The organism is Fundicoccus sp. Sow4_D5 (assembly GCF_052116365.1).
GTDB lineage: Bacteria > Bacillota > Bacilli > Lactobacillales > Aerococcaceae > Fundicoccus.
Map to the genome: position 1 here is coordinate 1 of NZ_JBQKLF010000007.1, position 20,574 is coordinate 20,574.

The window sequence follows — 20,574 nt, forward strand, 5'->3', positions numbered from 1 at the left end:
TTCAGGTACTTCTACGACTGGAGTTTCTTCTACTGGCACTTCAACTTCAGGTACTTCTACGACTGGAGTTTCTTCTACTGGCACTTCAACTTCAGGTACTTCTACGACTGGAGTTTCTTCTACTGGCACTTCAACTTCAGGTACTTCTACGACTGGCGCTTCAACAACTTCGCCACCTGCTGCATTTTCTGCTGCTTGTGCTGCTGCATCTGCTGCCGCTTGGGCTTGAGCTGCTGCAATCGCATCAGCTTCCGCTTGTGCTTGTGCGTCTGCTGCTGCTTGAGCTGCCGCCACTGCTTCGGCTTGTGCTTGTGCTTGCGCCGCTGCTGCCGCTTGAGCTGCTGCTGCTTGTTCAGCTGCGATTCTTTGCGCTTCTTCGAAAGCTGCTTTTTCAGCGATTAACGCATCGCGGTTAGCTGCTGCTAAACTAATATCGTTTGTTAGTTGATCATAAACTACTTCTGCTTGTGCAGAACTTACTTCTAATTCATTTTTTAAAGCTTCAAGTTCAACTTTTTTGTCGACTTTAGCTTGTTTAGCTGATTCTGCTTCAACTTTTTTCGTTTCAACTACAGCTTTATCTACTTTTTGAACATCTAATAAGTCTTTGTGTGCTGTAACCATTTTACGTACAACATCTAAACGACCTACAAAGTCACTTACTGATTCTGATGAAGCTACTGCATTTAAATAGTTTGAAGTTCCACCATTCATTTGAATTGAAACTGCTTGTTCAGCAATTAATTCTTGACGTTTTGCGATAATGCTTTCTAGTTCAGAAACTTCTGTTTCTAAGCCATAAATTGTTTCGTCATCTTCGTTGATGTTTTCTAATAAAGTTGTTACCTCTGTTTGTAACACTTCAATTTCAGCGTAAGCTGATGCTAATTCTGCGTATAATACAGTCTGCTCAGCTGACAAGCTATCAATAGCCCATTGTGTTTCACCAATTAAATCGTCATAGCTTTGAGCTGACGCTGCAACTGGTGATGCAACTGATCCTAAAATTACAGCTGATGTCAATAAAGTTTTGAATACGCCTTTACCTAAAGTCTTCTTCATAGTTTATTTGCTCTCCTTGTTTGTTACCTCGAATGTGTTTCGTCTCAATGTTTAAATTCAAAGTTTATTCATAAAATCTTAGAGATAAAATCTTCTAAAATTTTGCCTGAATGTAATATACCATATCCCATAGGACTTTAGGCTGAATTATTCAATTCGTATATGTTCTGTAACACTACTGTAAAGATGTTCCTTTCCCTATGAATTTGAATTTTTTGTGAATAATTCGCATTAACTTTATTCGCTTGTGCACCTTTTTTTTCACTACTGTCATACGAAATTCACCCTCCCCTTATAAAGGTTGATACAATAACGTTTATAGACATTTCAACACTTGCTTGATTTTTTTAATTATGTTAATATGTTCTTAACCTAGTGAAAAGGAGAAAAGACCATGCAACTTTCTATTTGCGCAATGTTACACGCATATTATTATTACTTTTACGCTAATTTTGGTAAAGGTGATTTGTGTTGTGCACAATAGGACGAAATGTAGAGTTTTTCTCGCACTCTCAGACCTAGCAACGCTTGTCATTTGATTGACTCGCCGTGCTAGGTTTTTTTATACGGTTCTGTCATTTTAAATTTGAAGCTGTTCAATGCATTTTACAAGAAACAAAGAAGAGAGAGTTAGGCCGTTGCGTAACTAAGGATTAATGAATATAATTGTAATAATTGAATTTAAAAAAAGAGGAGTGTTTGGCTTGTCAATTTTGAAAGAATTAGAATGGCGTGGTGCCATTAATCAACAAACCAATGCAGAAGGCTTAGAAAAGTTATTAAGTGAGAAAGCTGTCGGTTTATATTGTGGAGTCGACCCGACAGGTGATTCGATGCATATCGGACACTTGATTCCTTTTATGATTTTAAAAAGATTCCAATTAGCAGGCCATAAACCCTTAGTTGTTATTGGTGGTGCGACTGGTTCAATTGGTGACCCAAGTGGTCGTAACAGCGAACGTACGTTACAAACAATGGAAACAATCCAAGAGAACGCTCGTAAACTAACCGCTCAAATGGACAAACTATTCTTAAAAGGTGATGTTGAAGCAAGTGGCTTTAGAATTGTGAATAACTACGATTGGTTGAGTGAATTTTCATTATTAGGTTTCCTACGTGATTATGGAAAACACTTCAATGTTAACCAAATGTTAGCCAAAGATGTTGTTGCAAGTCGTTTAGAATTTGGTATCTCATTCACTGAATTTACTTACCAAATTTTACAATCAATCGACTTCCATCACTTATTCAAGTCAGAAAATATCCAAGTGCAAATTGGTGGCGCTGACCAGTGGGGGAATATCACTGCAGGCCTTGACTTCATTCGCCGTGTTGAAGGTTCTGAAGCTGAAGCTTACGGCTTTACCATTCCATTGATGTTAAAATCAGATGGTACTAAATTTGGTAAATCTGCTGGGGGAGCTATTTGGTTAGACCCAGAACAAACCACTCCTTATGAATTTTATCAATTCTGGTTAAACCAACAGGATGGTGACGTTGTTAAGTTCTTGAAATACTTTACTTTCTTATCTATTGAAGAAATTGAAACTTTAGAAAAAGAAGTGGCTGAGCAACCGCATTTGCGTAATGGTCAAAAACATTTAGCTGAAGAAATTACTCGTTTTGTTCATGGACAAGAAGCTTTAGACGAAGCTTTATTGATTACTGAGGCATTATTTACTGGAAACGTTAAAGACTTAAGCACTAAGCAAATTGCAGAAGGTTTCAAAAACATGCCACACTACACTGCGCCACGCGTCGCTCAAAACTTAGCGATTTGGTTAGTAGATATCGGTTTAATTAGCTCACGTCGCCAAGCACGCGAATTTGTTCAGAATGGGGCAATTTCAATTAATGGGGACAAAATAGCAGATTTAGATTTCGAGATCAGTCCAGAACATGCGATTGGTGAACGATATATTATCGTGCGTCGTGGTAAGAAAAATTACTACTTAGTTACTTTTGAAGATTAAATACTTTTAGCCCTTCTGGCTTTTGCATTCCTTGTAAGCTTTGAAGTCATATTTTGCAAGAAAAAAACCTTCTGACACAGTTCAAACTTGAACTGGTCAGAAGGTTTTTTTTATTTAGTCCATTTGGTGATTTGTTCTTTGGTTGCGAAAACGAAATGTTGCGGGCTTACTTCAATTTCTTCTAAAGTTCCCGTTACTACTTCAGGGACGTATTCTACTCGAGTACGTTTGCTCTCGCTAATTGGATCTGGTTGAGGCACTGCAGATAGCAATGATTTCGTATATGGGTGAACCGGATTTGCATAAATTTCAGCGGCAGGGCCCAATTCGACAATCTTACCATGATGCATTACGGCAATACGATCACTAATGTATTTAACCATGGATAAATCATGGGCAATAAATAGGTAGGTCAGATTTTGCTCGCGTTGCAGTGTCTTTAATAAGTTCACAACTTGCGCTTGAATCGACACATCTAGTGCTGAAATCGGTTCGTCAGCGATGATGAATTTTGGTTTTAAAGAAAGCGCACGGGCAATTCCGATACGTTGTCGTTGTCCACCTGAGAATTCATGCGCATAACGGGTTGCATGCTCACGGTTCAAGCCGACTGATTCAAGTAATTCAGCGATTCGTTCATATCGTTCCTGTTTATTCTTATATAAACCATGGATATCAAAGCCTTCTCCAATGATTTCACTAACCGTCATACGTGGGTTTAACGACGCATAAGGATCTTGGAAAATCATTTGAATACTTTTAGCTAACTCTTTACGTTCTTGTGCAGATTTTTGGTCACTAATCGTTTGTCCTTGATAGACAATCTCGCCATCTGTGATGTCATAAAGACCGATAATTGAACGCCCAGTTGTGGACTTTCCACTACCAGACTCTCCGACCAAACCAAGTACTTCCCCTTCGTAAATATCGAAAGTGATACCATCTACAGCTTTAATTGGAGCTGAACTCTTACCAAAGTATTGCTTTAAGTTTTTAACTTCTAGTAATTTATTAGTCATTGACAGCCCCTCCTTCTAGTTCCAAGTAACGGTTAATTCGTCTTTGAATAACCTCAGGCACTTCGACTTTCGGTGAGTCTGGATGTAATAACCATGTTTTTGCATAATGATTCTCTTTAACTTTATACATTGGTGGTTCCTTTTCATAATCAACAGCCATTGCGTAACGGTTACGCGCCGCAAAAGCGTCTCCTTTTGGAGGGTTAATCATATTCGGTGGGGCACCTGGAATGGTGTATAATTCGTCATTATCATCACTTTCCAAGTCAGGCATTGAGCCTAATAAGCCCCACGTATAAGGATGTTTTGGATTATAGAAAATCTCATTAACATCGCCATACTCCACAATTTGTCCAGCATACATTACCGCTACTTTATCAGCAATGTTGGCTACTACCCCTAAGTCATGGGTAATAAAGATAATTGAGTTTTCATTGCGTGCTTGAATCTCTTTCATTAACTCGATAATTTGCGCTTGAATCGTCACATCTAATGCTGTTGTGGGTTCATCCGCAATTAATAATTTAGGTTCTGCAGCCAAGGCAATCGCAATCACGACACGCTGGCGCATCCCACCTGAGAATTCATGGGGATATTGTTTAAATCGTTGCTCTGGCATCGCAATTCCAACTTCATCTAACAATTCAATTGCGCGCTTTTCAGCTGCTCCACGTGAAATCGATTTGTCGTGAATACGGATGGCTTCAACGATTTGATTTCCGACACGAATGGTTGGGTTTAACGCCGTCATTGGGTCTTGGAAAATCATCGCAATATCATTCCCACGAATTTTCGTCATTTCTTCTTCCGTCTTATCAAGAATATTGACACCGTTTAATAAGATTTCTCCTGCATCATATTGTCCAGGCGGTTCTGGAATTAAGCGCATTAAAGCATTGGCCGTGACACTTTTTCCTGAACCTGACTCTCCAACAATCGCTAACGTTTCACCTTTATTTAAAGTGAAGTTCACGCCACGAACCGCTTGAACCAAACCAGCGTAAGTTTTGAAAGACACGCGTAAATCTTTAACTTCTAATAATAATTCTGACATGTACTTTCCTCCTACTTACGTAATTTTGGATCTAATGCGTCACGCAAGCCGTCGCCGACTGCATTAAAGGCAAAGATCGTGATTGAGATTAATAAAGCTGGGAAAAACAGACGCCAAGGCGCAGTTAAAATTGCTTCGTTACCCTCTGATGCCATCGTACCCCAACTTGCTGTTGGTGGCGTCACACCTAAACCAATATAACTTAAAAATGCCTCAGCAAAGATAGCGCCAGGAATTGTTAATGTCATTGTTACAATAATTGAACCCATTGCATTCGGGATCAAGTGTTTAAAGATTAAGTGATTTGTATTGGCGCCTAAAGTTCTAGCGGCTAATACATATTCTTGATTTTTAATAGATAACACTTCACCACGTACAATCCGAGCCATTCTCACCCAACCAGTAATTGATAAGGCAATAATCATCGTAAATAAACCTTGTTCCATAACGACTAGTAACATAATAACGACTAGAAGGTTTGGAATAGCTGTTAGAATATCACAAATACGCATCATAATGTTGTCTGTTTGTCCGCCTAAAACGCCAGCAACACTCCCATATAACACTCCGATAACAACATCAATTGCTGCTGCGGATAGACCAATTAATAAGGAAATACGCGCACCATACCATGCTCTAACAAAGACATCACGCCCTAGGTTATCAGTTCCAAACCAGTTGGTCATAGTTGGGGCTGCGTTATAGACGCCTGTTTGTTCACTAAATGAATACGGCGATAAAATTGGCACAAAAAGAGCCATGAAAAAGATAATAACTAATAATACTAAGCCAAAAATAGCTAGCTTATTGCGAATAAACGTTTGGAAAACTTCTCCCCAAAAGGAAATTGTTTTCTCACTCAGGACATCCGTTTCATCTTCTTTTATGCCGACAATTCTAAAGTCTTCTGCATTCAATACTTCTTGCTCTTGCATTTAGCTGTCAGCTCCTTCCAATTTAATTCTAGGATCGATCATTACGTAAAGAATGTCTACGACTAATACGGCTATTAATAATAGAATAGCGTAGAAGACAGTTGTTCCCATAATGACCGTGTAGTCACGGTTATTGATACTTGTGACAAAGTGACGACCTAATCCAGGAATTGCAAAGACATTTTCAATAACAAAGCTACCTGTTAAAATCCCCGCTGTTAATGGGCCTAAGTAGCTTACAACCGGTAATAAAGCATTACGCAGTGAATGTTTAAAGACAACTGACCATTTTCTCAACCCTTTAGCTCGTGCCAATTTAACATACTCCGATGTGTTTTGTTCTAATAAACTCGAACGCGTCATTTTAGCAATGTTACCCATATAACTGATTCCTAAAGCAACTGACGGTAGGACAGTACTTGAAAAGTCTCTCCACCCACTAATCGGGAACCAACCTAGTTTTAAACCTAGTGAGTATTGTAATAAACCAGCTAAAACGAAAGAAGGAATCGAGATACCTAAGACAGCGATAATCGTTGCTAGATAATCTCCAGCACGGTTATGATTCATTGCTGAAATTACACCTAATGTAATCCCGCCCCCAATTGCTATCAGTAAGGCCTGACCTCCTAAGACTAATGAAACTGGGAATGATTCAAAAATCATGTCATTCGTTGAACGACCGCGATATTTCATTGATTCCCCGAAATCAAATTTAAGAACATCTACTAAATAATCACGGTATTGGATATACCACGGATTACTTAAACCATATTGCTCATTTAATTGATCTTGAATTGCCTGCGTCATGACTGTTTGCTCACTTGCAAATGGGTTACCTGGTGCTAACCTCATTAGGAAGAAAGTTGCTGTCACGATAAAGAACAATGCAATCGCAATGTAAACAAGGCGCTTTAATACGTATTTTGTCATTGTGTCCTCCTCGTATATTTAAACATCAAAAAACCGCTCCTAAGGAACAGCTTTAGAGATAACATGAATTCGCTAAGTTATAGGTAATATAAATCGCTTCGTTCAAACATTATAAATAATAACTAAGCAAATCTTTTAATTATTCTAATTTATGAGTCAGTAAAATGAAAAAAGTTCATCTTATCTTAATTGATGTCACATAATAAAATCACATAGTAAAATTTAGCTTATTTTATAATCAATGTCAACCACACTGAGCAAATATTAGTCTATTCTGTCAATTCCCTGATTTACATTATAAAAAAGAGAGCTTACTCGCAATGAATAAGCTCTCTTGTGTTAGCAAAATCTATTCACCAGAAGAAATCGATACATCTTTAAGGTTAATGTTTCCTAATGCGTCTGGCGCCATGTTTTCAACATGATCATGAATAACAAATAAGTTAGTGTAGTAATATAAAGGAATAACTGGCATATCTTCCATCATTACTGCTTCAGCTTGTACAAGTAAGTCAGTTCTTGCATCTACATCTTGCTCTGCTGCAGCTTCATCAATTAAAGATTTGAATTCTTCATTTTCCCAACCAGTATCGTTATTACCAGAATCAGCTGTACGATACATATCTAAGAATGAAGAAGCGTCATTAAAGTCTGCAATCCAACCCATACGAGCTGCTTGGAAGTCTAGAACGTTTAGACGCTCTAAGTATACTTGCCATTCAGTGTTATCAATAGCCGCATTGATGCCTAAGTTTTGTGCCCATCCTTCTTGGATAAATTGAGCGATTGTTGAGTGAGCTTCACTTGTGTTGATTGAAATGTTAATAGTTAATTCACTTGGATCAGCTAAGCCTAACTCTTCTAATCCAGCTGCTAAATATTCTTTAGCTAATTCATAATCAGCATCTGCCATATAACCACGGTCTTCTTCAAAACCAGCACTTGTTGGAGGAACTAAACCTAAGGCAGGTAATTGTCCACCTTTAGTTACGTTATCAACTAAAGCTTGACGGTCAACTGCTAAAGCTAAGGCTTTACGGATGTTCACATTAGACATTACTTCGTCTGTTGTGTTCAATTTGTACCAGTAAATCGCTGCATATGGTGCAACGTTTAACTCATCATTTGCTCTATATAAATCAATCGCATCTAATGAAACAGTACTGTAAGGCGCGCCTAGGTAGTCAATACCACCCGCTTGGAATTCAGCGTTTGCTGTAGATTCGGCTTCGATGATTTGTACGTTAACTGTATCTAAAGAAACATTTTCTGTATCCCAGTAGCTGTCACTCTTAACAAGTACATAGTGACTACTGTGTGCCCACTCTGATAATGAGAATGGTCCGTTTGTTACATAAGCGTCACCAGCGTCTAATGCCCAGTCAGCGTCTGCTTCAACTGTTGCTTGGTGAACTGGCATATAGGTATAGAAAGCTGTTAATTCCAAGAAGTATGAAGTAGGGTTAGCTAATTTAACTTCTAATGTTGAATCGTCAACTGCAGTTACACCAACAGCGTCTGCTTCGCCTTCGCCAGCGTTATAAGCTTCTGCACCTTCAAGTACATAAAGAATTGAAGCATATTGTGAAGCTGTTTCAGGATTCAATACACGTTTCCATGCATACTCAAAGTCACTTGCTTTTACAGGGTCACCATTTGACCAAGTGTTACCTTCACGTAATTTGAACGTATACGTTAAACCATCTTCGCTGACTTCCCATGATTCAGCAGCTGCAGGTAAAATTTCACCTTCGTTATCCATTGCTGTTAATCCTTCAAATACGTTTTTAATAATCGCACCTGATGTTGAGTCTGTTGCTAAAGCCGGATCAATTGTTGGTGGTTCAGAACCAATTGCTAAGTTTAGTACTTGTTCTTCCTGAGCGGATACCATTGCTGTTGATAAACTAGTGACTGGACCAAATGCTAACAGTGCCGCACCTAAGATAACAACTTTTTTTAAGAATTTTTTCATAAAATTCCTCCTAAAAATATTTTACCATTACTCCGAATCAGAATGCCCTTTTCGTATTAATAGCTTTTCTAATACTAAATTTAATCCATTTTTATGAGAAAGTCAAATGATTTTCTTAGAAAAGATTAATTATCTTGTTACCATTCTAACATTTAGTGTTAGCTTTCCTTCCATTGCTCAGGACTCCACATCCAACCATCTAAAGTCCCGCGCTCATTTTCGAGCCGACGCTTTTGTTCAGCATAGATAATTGCTGCAGTATGTAACAAAGCTTTAGTCGGATATGTCTTTGCTTGTTCAATCCATTTAGGGATAATTTCTTTTTGCCAAGAATCCATTATATTCCTCCTACCATAAGTCATTTAAATCGTTCAATTCATCTAAATCATCCGCTTGATTAATCAGTTCATTAGTAAACATATCAAACAATAATTGATCGGTTTCAGATAATGCTAATTCATCTTCCGTTAAATTTCCTAACTTTCCAATAATGTAATGTTGAAGCGCAGTAAAACTATTCGCCGCTCCAGTTTCAAGAAAACAGGCATAGCGCATCATCAAGTCAAACTTCATCGCTTCGTCCATGTAATGAAACTGATGAACCGCAAAGGGCATTAAATAAGTCATGCCGAAATGACGAGCAAATAATTCATACGGAGATAAGAGTTCCGATAGAGTCCGCCCTTCTCTTCCTCCTGCTTGATAGTGTTCTACTTTCACTCCTGCAATCACAACCAGTCCCAAACGTTTCCCCTTTAATTCTTGACGAAAGCGTTCGTCATAGAAGTCTGTATCGAATACAATATCTAGCCATATCTTCATTATGGCCGGTGCTTGATACCAATGTAATTGAAACTGAAAAATTATTTGATCAAATGCCAACAAACGTTGACGTTCTGCCTGGACATTAAAGGTTGCACCTTGTTGTTGAAACTCTTCACTTAAGTCAACAAACACCGCTTCAGTATTTGCTTTACCTGAACTCAATAAAAACTGGTGGCTACTCGATTGATCAATATCAGGATGAGCCATATAAACGATCGTACGCATACAAAAAATCTCCTTTATAAAGTTGTTAATTAAAGTTTGTTAGCCTAATGCGGTTAATTAACCGACATATTTATAAAAAAAGCGTACCACATTCCCTTTGAACATGACAATGAAGATGTTCGGGTGGATGTGATACGCTATAGTGTTTATTTAGTCATAGTTAGTCAGTGCTGCTAACCAAATCAGTTTCTCCAGGATTCGGTTCTGGATCCGGTGTATTTGGTGGAGTTGACGATTCCGGCGGAGTTGACGATTCCGGCGGAGTTGACGACTCTGGTGGTGTCGATGACTCTGGTGGCGTCGATGACTCCGGTGGTGTCGATGACTCTGGTGGCGTCCAAGACTCTTCAGGTGGTGTCCAAGTATCTTCTGGCTCAGACCATTCTTCTTCGATGACTGGCGCTTCTGATGACTCTTCAGACGACTCCTCAGAACTTTCTTCAACTGGATTCAATAATGCTTGATTTTCAAGCATAGCCGCTGTCAATAATTGTGAAGGCTCAACAGCTGTTAGAGCTAATTCATAATATTGTGGGATGCTTGTGGTTAATACTTGCATTTCTTGAATAAAGCTTTGAATATATTCTTGAGCTGCTTTTGTTAATTCTTCTTTAGCTGCTGGTAATTTAACGGCTTCTAAAGCAGTTTCGAATCGAGCCATTGCTTGAGCGATGGTGCCAATTTGGCCATCTTCAACAGGCAGTGCTTTCACTTCTTCTAATGCTTTTTTAGCGACATCATATGAACCAAATCCTTCTAAAGCATAATCAATATGCGAATTGATTGCTACTTGGAAAGAATCCAACGTTTCGACTGGTTCTTCTTCAGTTTCTTCTGTTTGAACAGAGTCTGAAGCTGGAACCTCTTCTGCAACAAAGTAGTATGTTTCTTTAGCTACTTGAACGTCTTCAATGGTTAATCCATCTTTAAATGCCAGATTCTCAGCTACTTGATCCTCTTTAATTGCTGGCGTGTCTTCAGGGTAAAAAGCGTTGACTGCTTCTTTAGCTTCCACACGATGAACAATATCATCTAATTGACGATTCAATACGTTTTTATCTAGAGTTGACTCATTTAAATCATCAATTTCATTTCTTAATTCTTCTACATATTCTTCAGTTATCTCTTCACGGACAAAGCCGGTCTGTTCATCAATGTAAAGCCCAGAAATTTTCTCCTGTACGGTTTGACTCACATTGTTTGTAATCGTTGGTTGCTCACTTGTAGAACTGGATTCTAAGAATGTATATAGATTTAAGACAGCTACTAGTATGACAACTAATGCTGCAATAATTAAAATTTTAACCTTATTACTCATCTAGTTTGTTGCTCCTTTTTTCAGAATAGATTGATTTCGTAAAAGTTATATTTACACCATTTCATATATTACCACATAACCTAGTGATTTGAATAGCTAATTATGCATTCAAACGCGATTCTTAGTAAAAACTAATAAAATTCAATGGGTCGTTTTAATTTAAGCTTGATTTTATTCAGTTTATGTAGAGGGTCTATGAGGTAACTTAATGGTGAAAGTAGAACCTTTCTCAAGTTCACTTTCGACTTCAATGCTTCCTTCATGCGCATCTACTAAAGAGTGAACCACCGCTAAACCAATACCTGACTCCCCAAATTGTGTATTCTTGCGCGAGACGTCGACTTTATAAAACCTCTCCCAAATACTTTCAATTTGCTGGGTGTCAATACCGATTCCTGAATCGATGACTTTCAAGATAACAGAATCTTTCGACATTTCACCACTTAGGATAACGTCACTGTTTTCAGAAAACTGAATCGCATTGGTGACTAGGTTAATCAGGATTTGAACAATTCGATCATAATCAGCCCAAATCTCTAAATCATCTGACGCACTAACAATAATATGATTATTTTTTTGTTCCGCTTTGCCACTTAATTGTTCTTTTATTTGATTCAATAAGGGGGAACCTTTAATCACTTGCTTCTTCAAAGTGATTTGACGGCTACGAATCTTCTCGTAATCTAAGTTCTCATTTACCAGACGCGTTAAGCGTTTCGTCTCTTTACTAATCAATTCAAGACTACGTCCGCGTTGCGCTTCTGGAATCATATCATATTGTAGCCCTTCTAACAGCCCACTCATGGTCGTTAAAGGGGTTCGCATTTCATGAGCCGCATCCATCATAAATTGGCGGCGCAAATTCTCTTGACGCTTAATCTCTTCTTGAGAGTGACGCAGTGACTCTGACATCACATCAAAGTCTCGCGCTAAATCGCCAAACTCATCCGCACTTCCCGTATCGACAAGCACCTCATAGTTACCTGACGCAATTTCACGCGTTGCTTGTTGAAGCTTCTTAATTTTACGCGTTTGAACCATCGCATAAAAAACACTCATCACAATTCCAACAATCGTCGCGATGATAAATGACACAAGAATATGATTTTGCGACAGCGTGACTTGTTCCTCTAAGGACTCTAAAGGGGCTCCTAAACTAATAAAACCAGCGGGGAAACCCGCCACTTCGTTTTGAGCTAAAGGAATATAAACGGTTGTCATTTGTAGTTGCGTATCTGGATCAATAAACCGTTGGGCATATTGAAGACCTAAACTAGCCCCTTCTGATATTCTGACTAAATCAGTCTCACTGAGATTGGACCCAAAACGTTGGTCATAGGTTGGATAAATGATACGACCATCTTGTAAATAAACTTGAATGACAATATTCTCGCTGGCTAATAATTGAGACGCCCGAACTAAGTCCGGACGCGTAAAATTATTCGATACTATATTGCGACCGTACTGCAGCAATTGCGCTTCGCGCTCTTTGTAAATTTGAGTCGTCAAATAATTCGAATTACGATAGGCACTAATGGCTAAGGCTGTAATAATAACAATTAAAAAGCCTAAAATCTGTTGCCATAAAAACTTCATTAGGCCTCACCTGGGTCCTCGAATTTATAGCCCACGCCCCAAACGGTTTGAATTAATTGCGGGCCAACCGTTTCAATTTTCTGACGTAATTTTTTAATATGCGCATCCACCGTTCGCTCATCCCCGTAAAAAGGATCTTCCCAAATGCTCTTCAATAACTGATCCCGACTAAAGACACGCTTCGGATTTTTAGAAAACATTACTAACAAATCAAATTCTTTCGGCGTTAAATTCTCAATCGGTTGTTCTAGATAGTATGCCTCACGCGTCACTGTATTAATTTTTACAGTCCCTGCTTCAACATTAAAGGCCGACTCAGCACCATCTTCTGCTTCACTCGGTGCAATTTGAGCACGACGGTGGAGGGCTTTCATTCTTGCTAATAAAGTCAAAGGACTAAAAGGTTTCGTCACATAATCATCTGCGCCCATTTCCAGACCAATCACTTGGTCACTTTCTGAATCTTGAGCAGTTAACATAATAATCGGTGTCTCTTTAGAAATTTCACGCATTTTACGACAAATGGTCATTCCATCCATTGACGGTAAGTTCAAATCTAGAATCACAATATCCCACTCATGCGGCGAATTCTTATAAGCTTCGAAACCCTCAGCACCATCGTGATGAAAAGTCGAAGCAAAGGCTTCTTTCTCGAAAAACATCGACATCATTTCACAAACAGACTCATTATCTTCAATCATTAAAACTTTCATCAACTAAAAACCTCCTTATTTACAATACTCTGCCTCTATAAAACCGGCAGTCACAACACCATTATACAATAATTATCCGATAATAGTTTAACGAAACGATGAAGATTGTGTGAGTTCCCACTACCTGATAGCCGCCTAAGTCACACCCATTGAATCCAAAAAAACCTTAAGCACGCTCGGTGAGGAGCAATTGCTTAAGGCTTCGAATAATGTTTTAGTCGTTAAACTGCTTGTGTTTCTTTTGATACCGGGATATCCTTAGGCACGATTTTTTGATTGTTATCTGTGGCGCGCGTCTTGCGATCAATTAAGGTCACATCCGTTACGAGACATTCCACAACATAAATCGTTTGGTTTTCCTTATTGGTATAATTACGACTTTGCATAATACCGGACAAACTAACTAAAGAACCTTTCTGTGTGTAAGTATCCAACAAATCGGCTAAATGGTCCCAAGCGACAAAGGGAATATAATCAGAAACAACTTCCCCATTACGATCACGGTGCGCACGATTAATAGCAATTGTATTATTCATGACACGATGACTTTCATTAACATTACGAACAGAAACATCTCGACAGAGACGACCAACAAATACAGCTTGATTCATTTTTTTCACTCCTTTTTATGTGTTACTACTAAATACGCAAAAAGGGTGGCAAATCTATTTTTTAAAAGTGAATCTTAACGAAAACTTAATTTTATCGCTCAGTTAAGCGTTCAGCTGTTTCCACGATTTTACGCAAACGATGGTTTACGCCCGACTTTGAAATCGGACCACCGGGGACTTGTTCGCCTAATTCCTTTAAACTTAAGTCTGGATTTTCCAATCGGAAACGAGCCATCACTTGCAGTTTTTGAGGTAGAACCGATAGCCCTTGTGTCGAATCAATTAATCGAATCGCTTCAAGTTGACGCTGCGCCGCATCAATCGTCTTATTTAAGTTAGCGTTCTCCATATTAACCAATCGGTTAACAGAATTGCGCATATCGCGAATAATCCGGATGTCTTCAAACTTCAACATGGCTCTATTGGCCCCGATAACCGCTAGAAATTCAGCGATTTTCTCCGCTTCTTTGATATATGTAATGTACCCGTTACGACGGACAATCGTTTTCGCATTCAAGTTAAAGTCATTCATCATATGACACAAATCATCATTATGCGTTTCGTAATTCGAATAGATTTCTAAATGGTAACTACTGGCTTCCGGGTTATTCACCGATCCGCCTGCTAAAAAAGCCCCCCTTAAATAAGAGCGTTTCTTCTGTTCGTTGGTCATAATTTCTTCGGCGACGTTCGTGTTAATCGATAAGCCGTCAAAAATTCCTAAATCTGATAATAGTTCTTGAACTTTCTGACGACAACGCACAATATAAACGTTATTCTTCTTTAACTTCATTTTCCGACGAACAATCAATTCACTTTCCATTTGATAATGGTCCTTCATTAAGGTGTAAATTCGACGAGCAATGGCGGCGTTTTCACTTTGCACATTCAATATAAAGCGCTGTTGGTACAAACTAACAGCCCCATTCATACGAATAAGGGCAGCTAGTTCAGCTTTAGCGTGTTCTTTGTGTACTTCGAGCAAAGTACATTCTTTCTTGACGTCAGAAGCAAATGTCACCAACGTCACCTCCTATAGTTAATGAACCATCGACTCTTAGTAGGCAATCGAATCTGTCATGTTTTTACGATGTAATTTCGTTGTATTCAGTATATGGCCTAACTCTTCGACGACACGAGCTGTATCGTGGTAAGCTCCTCCGTATTTCATACTTAAAAAATCGCTAGAAATCACACGACAGCCTGCATTACGTAAGCCTTTAAAGTCATGTTTCACTTGTAATAAATATTCTTCGTTCGGTTGCGTTAAAATATAATCGCCTGGTACCTCAGTTGTGTTGACCAGAACAGTATCCACGAAATTTTGACCTAAGTGTTGGTGAAGAACTTCGACGTGATCAGAATCGGTAAAGTTTTCTGTCTCGCCTAATTGAGTCATAATATTACAAATATACACGATTTCTGCTTGTGTTTTAGAGAGTGCTTCACCGATTTCTTTAATCATTAAATTCGGCAGGATACTCGTATATAAACTTCCGGGTCCTAAAACAATCATATCAGCTTCTAGAATGGCTTCAACCACTTTAGGTGAGGCATGAATGGCTTCATCACCTGAAGTCGTCGTTACAATGACTTCTTGAATTTTCTTACGATGATGGGCAATCTTTGATTCTCCAATCGCGATTGTGCCATCTTCAAATAAGGCATTCAGTACTAAGGCTTCTGGCGCTGCTGGTAAAATTTGTCCACTTATTTTCATAAAACGAGAGAGGATCTCAATCGCATCAGACATTGAACCTTTCATTTCTTTTAAGGCTGCAATCAATAAGTTTCCAATCGCATGTCCAGCTAGAAAATCATCTTCTGAATTAAAACGATATTGAAAAAGATCAATTAAGGTTGGATCAGCATCTGAAAGGGCGCACATGCAATTACGTATATCTCCTGGTGGCACGACATTAATATAGTCTCTAATGGCACCACTGCTACCGCCATCATCAGCAACGGTAATAATTGCTGAGATGTTAGCATCCAGTTTCTTCAATCCCTTTAAAATGACTGGCAACCCTGTTCCACCACCGATTACCGCTACATTATAGCGACTTTTAGGTTGTGGCATCATGACCGCGTTGTTGACTCTTTTCGTTTAAATTGATCACGATGAGAGACATTCACCGTGTATTGATCACTTCTCAATCGATCAGTAATTCTTTCAGCTAAGGCAACTGAACGATGTTGACCACCGGTACAGCCAATAGCAATTGTGACACTTGATTTCCCTTCGCGCTTATAACCTGGTAAACAATATTCAATTAAATCGATAAATTTCGTGTAAAAGAGTTCGGTTTCTGGCTGCTTCATCACATAATCATAAACGTCCTGATCTTGACCCGTTAGAGGTTTTAATTCAGGTACATAATGTGGGTTTGGCAAGAAACGTACATCCATCATCACGTCGGCATCAATCGGCGCACCATATTTAAAACCAAAGGACACGACTTCAATATGGAATGTATTATGTTCAATCGATGCGAATTGTTCAGTAATGAAATGGCGTAGTTCTCTTGGTGTTTTATCCGTTGTATCCACAACGATTTGCGCACGTGTACGTAAATCGTGTAAAAGTTCTCGTTCTTTTCTGATTCCTTCCATTACGCGACCTTCGTTCGCTAAAGGATGACTACGTCTTGATTCTTTATAACGTGAGACTAGTGCTTCGTCACTCGCTTCTAAGAATAAAACACGCGTCGTAATAAATTGGGTATTATCTAAAGTTGCAATAATATTCTCTAATTCATTAAAGAAATCACGAGTACGTAAATCAATGACCAGGGCAATTTTTGTAATCTTGCCTGACTCTTTTACCAATTCCCAAAAAGTCGGTAATAAGGTTGGTGGCATATTATCAATACAATAATATCCAAGATCCTCAAAACTTTGAACAGCAACTGTTTTTCCAGCCCCACTCATCCCTGTAATAATGACTAATTCTAAAGTATCTGACATTCTATTCGCCTCGTTTCTGAAAATTTCTGTAGCCTTAGTATAACATATCTGGATGCAATGCGTTATGCCTAGGCTGTTTCGAAACATTTAATATTATACAATTATAATATACTTCTTAACCAATTTAAACACAGATTTCCAGAGATTGAAGGATATACTGCAATAAAAACATTTTATATAACTTCCTATACTCTTGCTACTTGTGCTATTGCTTGACTCATTCTTTGACATGGTCATTTTTTGGGGGACTTCAACCAAATCCAGCTAATTTTTTCTGTTTAACTCCATATCAACAGGAGGTTGTCAGTCTTATTCTGACCAAAGAAAAAGCAAGTGAGGTGTGTTGAGACACTTCACTTGCTTAATTTATTGAAATTACTTCGTTAATTCACGGATATCCGCTTCAACTTTAGCCGCTTTTTCTTCGACTTCCGCTTGCGAATTGCCTTGAACACCTAAGTATAATTTAATTTTCGGTTCAGTTCCACTTGGACGAAAGGCAACCCAACTGCCGTCTTCTAATACATATTTCAGTGCATCAGAAGCTGGGTATGCTAATTTACTTTCTTTTCCATCAGCATACGTCATCGTCGCAGATAAATAGTCAGCTGCTGACACAACTTTCAAGCCACCCATTTCTTTAATTCCTTCTGTACGAATCGTTTGCATAATTTGTTTCATTTGCGCCGCGCCTGATAGGCCTGGGAAAGAAACAGAGATGGTTTTCTCATTGAAGTAACCATATTTTTCATACATCGCTTGTAGTGCGTCACCTAATGTGCGTCCATTTTTCTTGTGATAAGCCGTTAATTCAGCTAAGACGACTAAGGCTTGAATTGCATCTTTATCACGTACAAATGGCTTGATTAAGTATCCGTAACTTTCTTCGAAGCCCATTAAGAAGGTGTGTGCACCTGTTTCTTCGTATTGCTGAATTTTTTCAGCGATGAATTTAAAGCCTGTTAACACTTCAACCATTTCTAAGCCGTAGCTTTCAACAATGGCGTCAGCTAAGTTTGTCGATACCATCGATTTGATTGCCACACCGTTTGCTGGTAAATCACCTTGTGCTTTACGTGCATTTAGAATGTAGTCTAACATAATCGATGCAATTTGGTTTCCAGACAATAACTGGTAAGAGCCATCTGCCGTACGAATCATCGCACCTAAACGGTCTGCATCCGGGTCTGTAGCTAATAGGATATCCGCTTCGACTGTGCGTGCTAATTGCTCCGCTAAATCAAAGACAGCTTCAGACTCTGGATTTGGAGATGAAACCGTTGGGAAGTCTCCATCCGCTTTGGCTTGTTCTTCAACAACATGAACGGACTTGAAGCCCGCTTGTTCGAGAGCTTTCATACCTAAATACATGCCTGTTCCGTGTAAAGGCGTGAAAACAATGTTCACTTTGTCGCTCATCTCATTAACTAACTCTTGATCAACCGTTACTGCTTTAATTTCTTGCAAGTAAGCTTCATCGACACTGTCACCAATGATTTCAATCGTGCCATTACCTAGCAATTTCGTTTTATCGCCGATTGCAACAGTTAATGGATTTTCTACCGCACGAACATAATTCGTTAAGTTGTCAGCGTCTTCCGGTGGCATTTGCCCACCATCTGCACCATATACTTTGTATCCATTATATTCTGCTGGGTTATGACTTGCTGTAATCATGATTCCAGCAAAAGCATTTAAATGTCTAACCGCAAATGATAGCACCGGTGTTGGTCTTAAACTTTCGTACACATAGCTCTTAATCCCATGTTGACCCAATACCATTGCCGCTTCCATCGCAAATTCTGGAGAATAATGTCTTGAATCGTAAGCAATTGCTACTCCACGTTTTTTTGCTTCTTCGCCATTCTGTTCGATTAATGTTGCAAGTCCTTCGGTTGCTTGTCGAATCGTATAAATATTCATACGGTTCGGCCCTGCTCCTAGTAACCCACGCATGCCAGCCGTTCCAAAGCTTAAGCTTGCTCCAAATGCATCGGTTAATGCTTCTTCATCTGTATTAATTGAAAGCTCATCTTTCAAGACTACATCTAAGTCTTCGAAATTTCGCCATAAATCATAAATTTCGCGCCATTCCATTACTTTTCGCCACCTTTCTTTTTATCGCTTTCATTATAACATTTTTTACACATTTATTCGTATTATCTACATTTTTCTTTAATTTTACTTAAAGGTGAGGGTGTTTGAGACTGGTATTAAAGGATTTATACAGAAGTTTAAAGTAGAGTCTGTGAGTATGGTCAAGACCTTCCGCTTTAATCCCCTCCTAAAATATCGAATCGGCAAATTAAACGCAAAGCCTTCCGAAAGTCACTTAAACGCAAAAACGCCACACAACAATTGACAAGCAATTATCGTGTAGCGCCTTTTGTTAAAGGTTTAGTCTTTTAATGATTCGATGTATTGGTAAGCCATGTGGCCTGCTACACTTCCGTCACCAACTGCTGTAGCAATCTGACGTAGAGGTGTTTGTCGCACATCTCCAATGGCAAAGAGTCCTGGAACTGTCGTTTCCATTTTCTCGTTCGTAATAATCCAGCCTTCTTCGTCAGTCACTCCTAAATCAGCAACAACAGAAGAGTTTGGAATAATTCCGACATAAACGAAAACGCCGTCTGCTGTAAAGTCGCTGACTTCGCCCGTTTTCACGTTTCGAAGTTGAACCGCACTGACTGCATTATCTCCCTTAATTTCTTCAATAACTGAATCCCAAATAAACTCAACTTTTTCATTTGCGAAGGCACGATCTTGTAATACTTTTTGCGCACGCAATTCATCACGACGGTGAATAATCGTTACTTTATCTGCAAAGTTGGTTAAGTATGTTCCTTCTTCTACCGCGGAATCTCCGCCTCCAACGACGACTAAATTCTTATTACGGAAGAAGAAACCGTCACACACTGCACAGTATGAAACACCTTGTCCAGCCAAACGGTCTTCACCATCAACCGCTAATTTACGGTGATGAGCCCCTGTTGCAATAACAACCACGGCTGCTACATATACTTTATCTGCTGTATGTACGTGCTTTTCCTTACCATGGTCTTCAATATGTGAGACATCTGCGTAAGCATGATCTGCACCAAAACGCATCGCGCCTTCATACATATTGGTTGCCAGCTCAGGTCCGCTAATTAATGAATAGCCAGGATAGTTTTCCACTTCAGCCGTATTAATTAGTTCTCCCCCTGGGGCACCCTTTTCTAATAAAATTGTTTTTAAATTCGCGCGTGAAGCATATAAAGCGGCAGTTAAACCTCCCGGTCCAGCTCCGATAACAATCACATCTGCTTCAATACGTTCTTTAGTTATTTGTTCTGTCAATTTCAACTCTCCTATTCATTCAAATG

18 protein-coding genes are annotated in these 20,574 nt (G+C 39.0%); 1 reads left to right on the forward strand and 17 read right to left on the reverse strand.

The window, feature by feature from the left end; translation table 11 throughout:
- Positions 1-1,062, reverse strand: a 1,062-nt coding sequence (locus ACTQ45_RS08795; protein WP_441763473.1) for a coiled-coil domain-containing protein, incomplete at its 3' end; no start/stop codon positions are given.
- A 704-nt stretch (positions 1,063-1,766) separates the two neighbouring features.
- Here ACTQ45_RS08795 and tyrS point away from each other — a divergent pair.
- Positions 1,767-3,035 carry a tyrosine--tRNA ligase gene (gene tyrS, locus ACTQ45_RS08800; protein ID WP_441763474.1) on the forward strand — a complete coding sequence of 423 codons (1,269 nt, stop codon included), beginning with the start codon at positions 1,767-1,769 and terminating at the stop codon, positions 3,033-3,035.
- A 110-nt stretch (positions 3,036-3,145) separates the two neighbouring features.
- Here the strand turns inward: tyrS and ACTQ45_RS08805 are convergent, their stop codons facing one another.
- From ACTQ45_RS08805 to trxB, 16 genes are all read right to left on the reverse strand, one after another.
- The gene (locus tag ACTQ45_RS08805; protein WP_441752966.1) at positions 3,146-4,054 is read right to left on the reverse strand and encodes an ABC transporter ATP-binding protein; all 909 of its coding nucleotides are present in this window, start codon (positions 4,052-4,054) and stop codon (positions 3,146-3,148) included.
- Positions 4,047-5,108, reverse strand: coding sequence for an ABC transporter ATP-binding protein (locus tag ACTQ45_RS08810; RefSeq protein WP_441763475.1), 1,062 nt, complete (start codon positions 5,106-5,108; stop codon positions 4,047-4,049). Before ACTQ45_RS08810 ends, ACTQ45_RS08805 begins: the two co-directional genes overlap by 8 nt.
- Positions 5,109-5,119: 11 nt before the next feature.
- On the reverse strand, positions 5,120-6,043 hold the full coding sequence (locus ACTQ45_RS08815) for an ABC transporter permease (RefSeq protein ID WP_441752970.1): 924 nt from the start codon (positions 6,041-6,043) through the stop codon (positions 5,120-5,122).
- Positions 6,044-6,976, reverse strand: a complete 933-nt coding sequence (locus ACTQ45_RS08820) for an ABC transporter permease (RefSeq protein WP_441752972.1) — start codon at positions 6,974-6,976, stop codon at positions 6,044-6,046.
- Between the two features lie 349 nt (positions 6,977-7,325).
- On the reverse strand, positions 7,326-8,951 hold the full coding sequence (locus ACTQ45_RS08825; protein WP_441763476.1) for a peptide ABC transporter substrate-binding protein: 1,626 nt from the start codon (positions 8,949-8,951) through the stop codon (positions 7,326-7,328).
- Between the two features lie 158 nt (positions 8,952-9,109).
- Entirely contained in the window at positions 9,110-9,289 is a 180-nt protein-coding gene (locus ACTQ45_RS08830) for a hypothetical protein (RefSeq protein WP_441752975.1), read from the reverse strand.
- Between the two features lie 10 nt (positions 9,290-9,299).
- Positions 9,300-10,001, reverse strand: a complete 702-nt coding sequence (locus ACTQ45_RS08835; protein ID WP_441752977.1) for an NAD(P)H-dependent oxidoreductase — start codon at positions 9,999-10,001, stop codon at positions 9,300-9,302.
- A 160-nt stretch (positions 10,002-10,161) separates the two neighbouring features.
- On the reverse strand, positions 10,162-11,319 hold the full coding sequence (locus ACTQ45_RS08840) for a hypothetical protein (protein ID WP_441763477.1): 1,158 nt from the start codon (positions 11,317-11,319) through the stop codon (positions 10,162-10,164).
- A 180-nt stretch (positions 11,320-11,499) separates the two neighbouring features.
- Entirely contained in the window at positions 11,500-12,915 is a 1,416-nt protein-coding gene (locus ACTQ45_RS08845) for an ATP-binding protein (protein WP_441763478.1), read from the reverse strand.
- Positions 12,915-13,628 carry a response regulator transcription factor gene (locus tag ACTQ45_RS08850; RefSeq protein ID WP_441753167.1) on the reverse strand — a complete coding sequence of 238 codons (714 nt, stop codon included), beginning with the start codon at positions 13,626-13,628 and terminating at the stop codon, positions 12,915-12,917. Before ACTQ45_RS08850 ends, ACTQ45_RS08845 begins: the two co-directional genes overlap by 1 nt.
- 221 nt (positions 13,629-13,849) lie before the next feature.
- Positions 13,850-14,239 carry a single-stranded DNA-binding protein gene (locus tag ACTQ45_RS08855; protein ID WP_441752983.1) on the reverse strand — a complete coding sequence of 130 codons (390 nt, stop codon included), beginning with the start codon at positions 14,237-14,239 and terminating at the stop codon, positions 13,850-13,852.
- A 91-nt stretch (positions 14,240-14,330) separates the two neighbouring features.
- The gene (gene whiA / locus ACTQ45_RS08860) at positions 14,331-15,260 is read right to left on the reverse strand and encodes a DNA-binding protein WhiA (protein WP_441752984.1); all 930 of its coding nucleotides are present in this window, start codon (positions 15,258-15,260) and stop codon (positions 14,331-14,333) included.
- Positions 15,261-15,296: 36 nt separating this feature from the next.
- Positions 15,297-16,319, reverse strand: a complete 1,023-nt coding sequence (locus tag ACTQ45_RS08865; RefSeq protein ID WP_441752986.1) for a gluconeogenesis factor YvcK family protein — start codon at positions 16,317-16,319, stop codon at positions 15,297-15,299.
- The gene (gene rapZ, locus ACTQ45_RS08870) at positions 16,319-17,206 is read right to left on the reverse strand and encodes an RNase adapter RapZ (protein ID WP_441752988.1); all 888 of its coding nucleotides are present in this window, start codon (positions 17,204-17,206) and stop codon (positions 16,319-16,321) included. Before rapZ ends, ACTQ45_RS08865 begins: the two co-directional genes overlap by 1 nt.
- Before the next feature lie 375 nt (positions 17,207-17,581).
- Positions 17,582-19,303 (reverse strand): phospho-sugar mutase, encoded by a 1,722-nt coding sequence (locus tag ACTQ45_RS08875; RefSeq protein ID WP_441763479.1) that lies wholly within the window; start codon positions 19,301-19,303, stop codon positions 17,582-17,584.
- Positions 19,304-19,603: 300 nt separating this feature from the next.
- Entirely contained in the window at positions 19,604-20,548 is a 945-nt protein-coding gene (trxB, locus tag ACTQ45_RS08880) for a thioredoxin-disulfide reductase (RefSeq protein WP_441752990.1), read from the reverse strand.
- Positions 20,549-20,574 lie beyond the last annotated feature (26 nt).

Bases quoted from the DNA above. Each gene is read 5' to 3' on its own strand.
- ACTQ45_RS08820 (WP_441752972.1), bottom strand. From the start codon at position 6,976: ATGACAAAATACGTATTAAAGCGCCTTGTTTACATTGCGATTGCATTG.
- ACTQ45_RS08815 (WP_441752970.1), bottom strand. From the start codon at position 6,043: ATGCAAGAGCAAGAAGTATTGAATGCAGAAGACTTTAGAATTGTCGGC.
- ACTQ45_RS08865 (WP_441752986.1), bottom strand. From the start codon at position 16,319: ATGCCACAACCTAAAAGTCGCTATAATGTAGCGGTAATCGGTGGTGGA.
- ACTQ45_RS08855 (WP_441752983.1), bottom strand. From the start codon at position 14,239: ATGAATCAAGCTGTATTTGTTGGTCGTCTCTGTCGAGATGTTTCTGTT.
- ACTQ45_RS08845 (WP_441763478.1), bottom strand. From the start codon at position 12,915: ATGAAGTTTTTATGGCAACAGATTTTAGGCTTTTTAATTGTTATTATT.
- ACTQ45_RS08810 (WP_441763475.1), bottom strand. From the start codon at position 5,108: ATGTCAGAATTATTATTAGAAGTTAAAGATTTACGCGTGTCTTTCAAA.
- ACTQ45_RS08825 (WP_441763476.1), bottom strand. From the start codon at position 8,951: ATGAAAAAATTCTTAAAAAAAGTTGTTATCTTAGGTGCGGCACTGTTA.
- ACTQ45_RS08850 (WP_441753167.1), bottom strand. From the start codon at position 13,628: ATGAAAGTTTTAATGATTGAAGATAATGAGTCTGTTTGTGAAATGATG.
- rapZ (WP_441752988.1), bottom strand. From the start codon at position 17,206: ATGTCAGATACTTTAGAATTAGTCATTATTACAGGGATGAGTGGGGCT.
- ACTQ45_RS08830 (WP_441752975.1), bottom strand. From the start codon at position 9,289: ATGGATTCTTGGCAAAAAGAAATTATCCCTAAATGGATTGAACAAGCA.
- ACTQ45_RS08875 (WP_441763479.1), bottom strand. From the start codon at position 19,303: ATGGAATGGCGCGAAATTTATGATTTATGGCGAAATTTCGAAGACTTA.
- ACTQ45_RS08805 (WP_441752966.1), bottom strand. From the start codon at position 4,054: ATGACTAATAAATTACTAGAAGTTAAAAACTTAAAGCAATACTTTGGT.
- ACTQ45_RS08835 (WP_441752977.1), bottom strand. From the start codon at position 10,001: ATGCGTACGATCGTTTATATGGCTCATCCTGATATTGATCAATCGAGT.
- ACTQ45_RS08840 (WP_441763477.1), bottom strand. From the start codon at position 11,319: ATGAGTAATAAGGTTAAAATTTTAATTATTGCAGCATTAGTTGTCATA.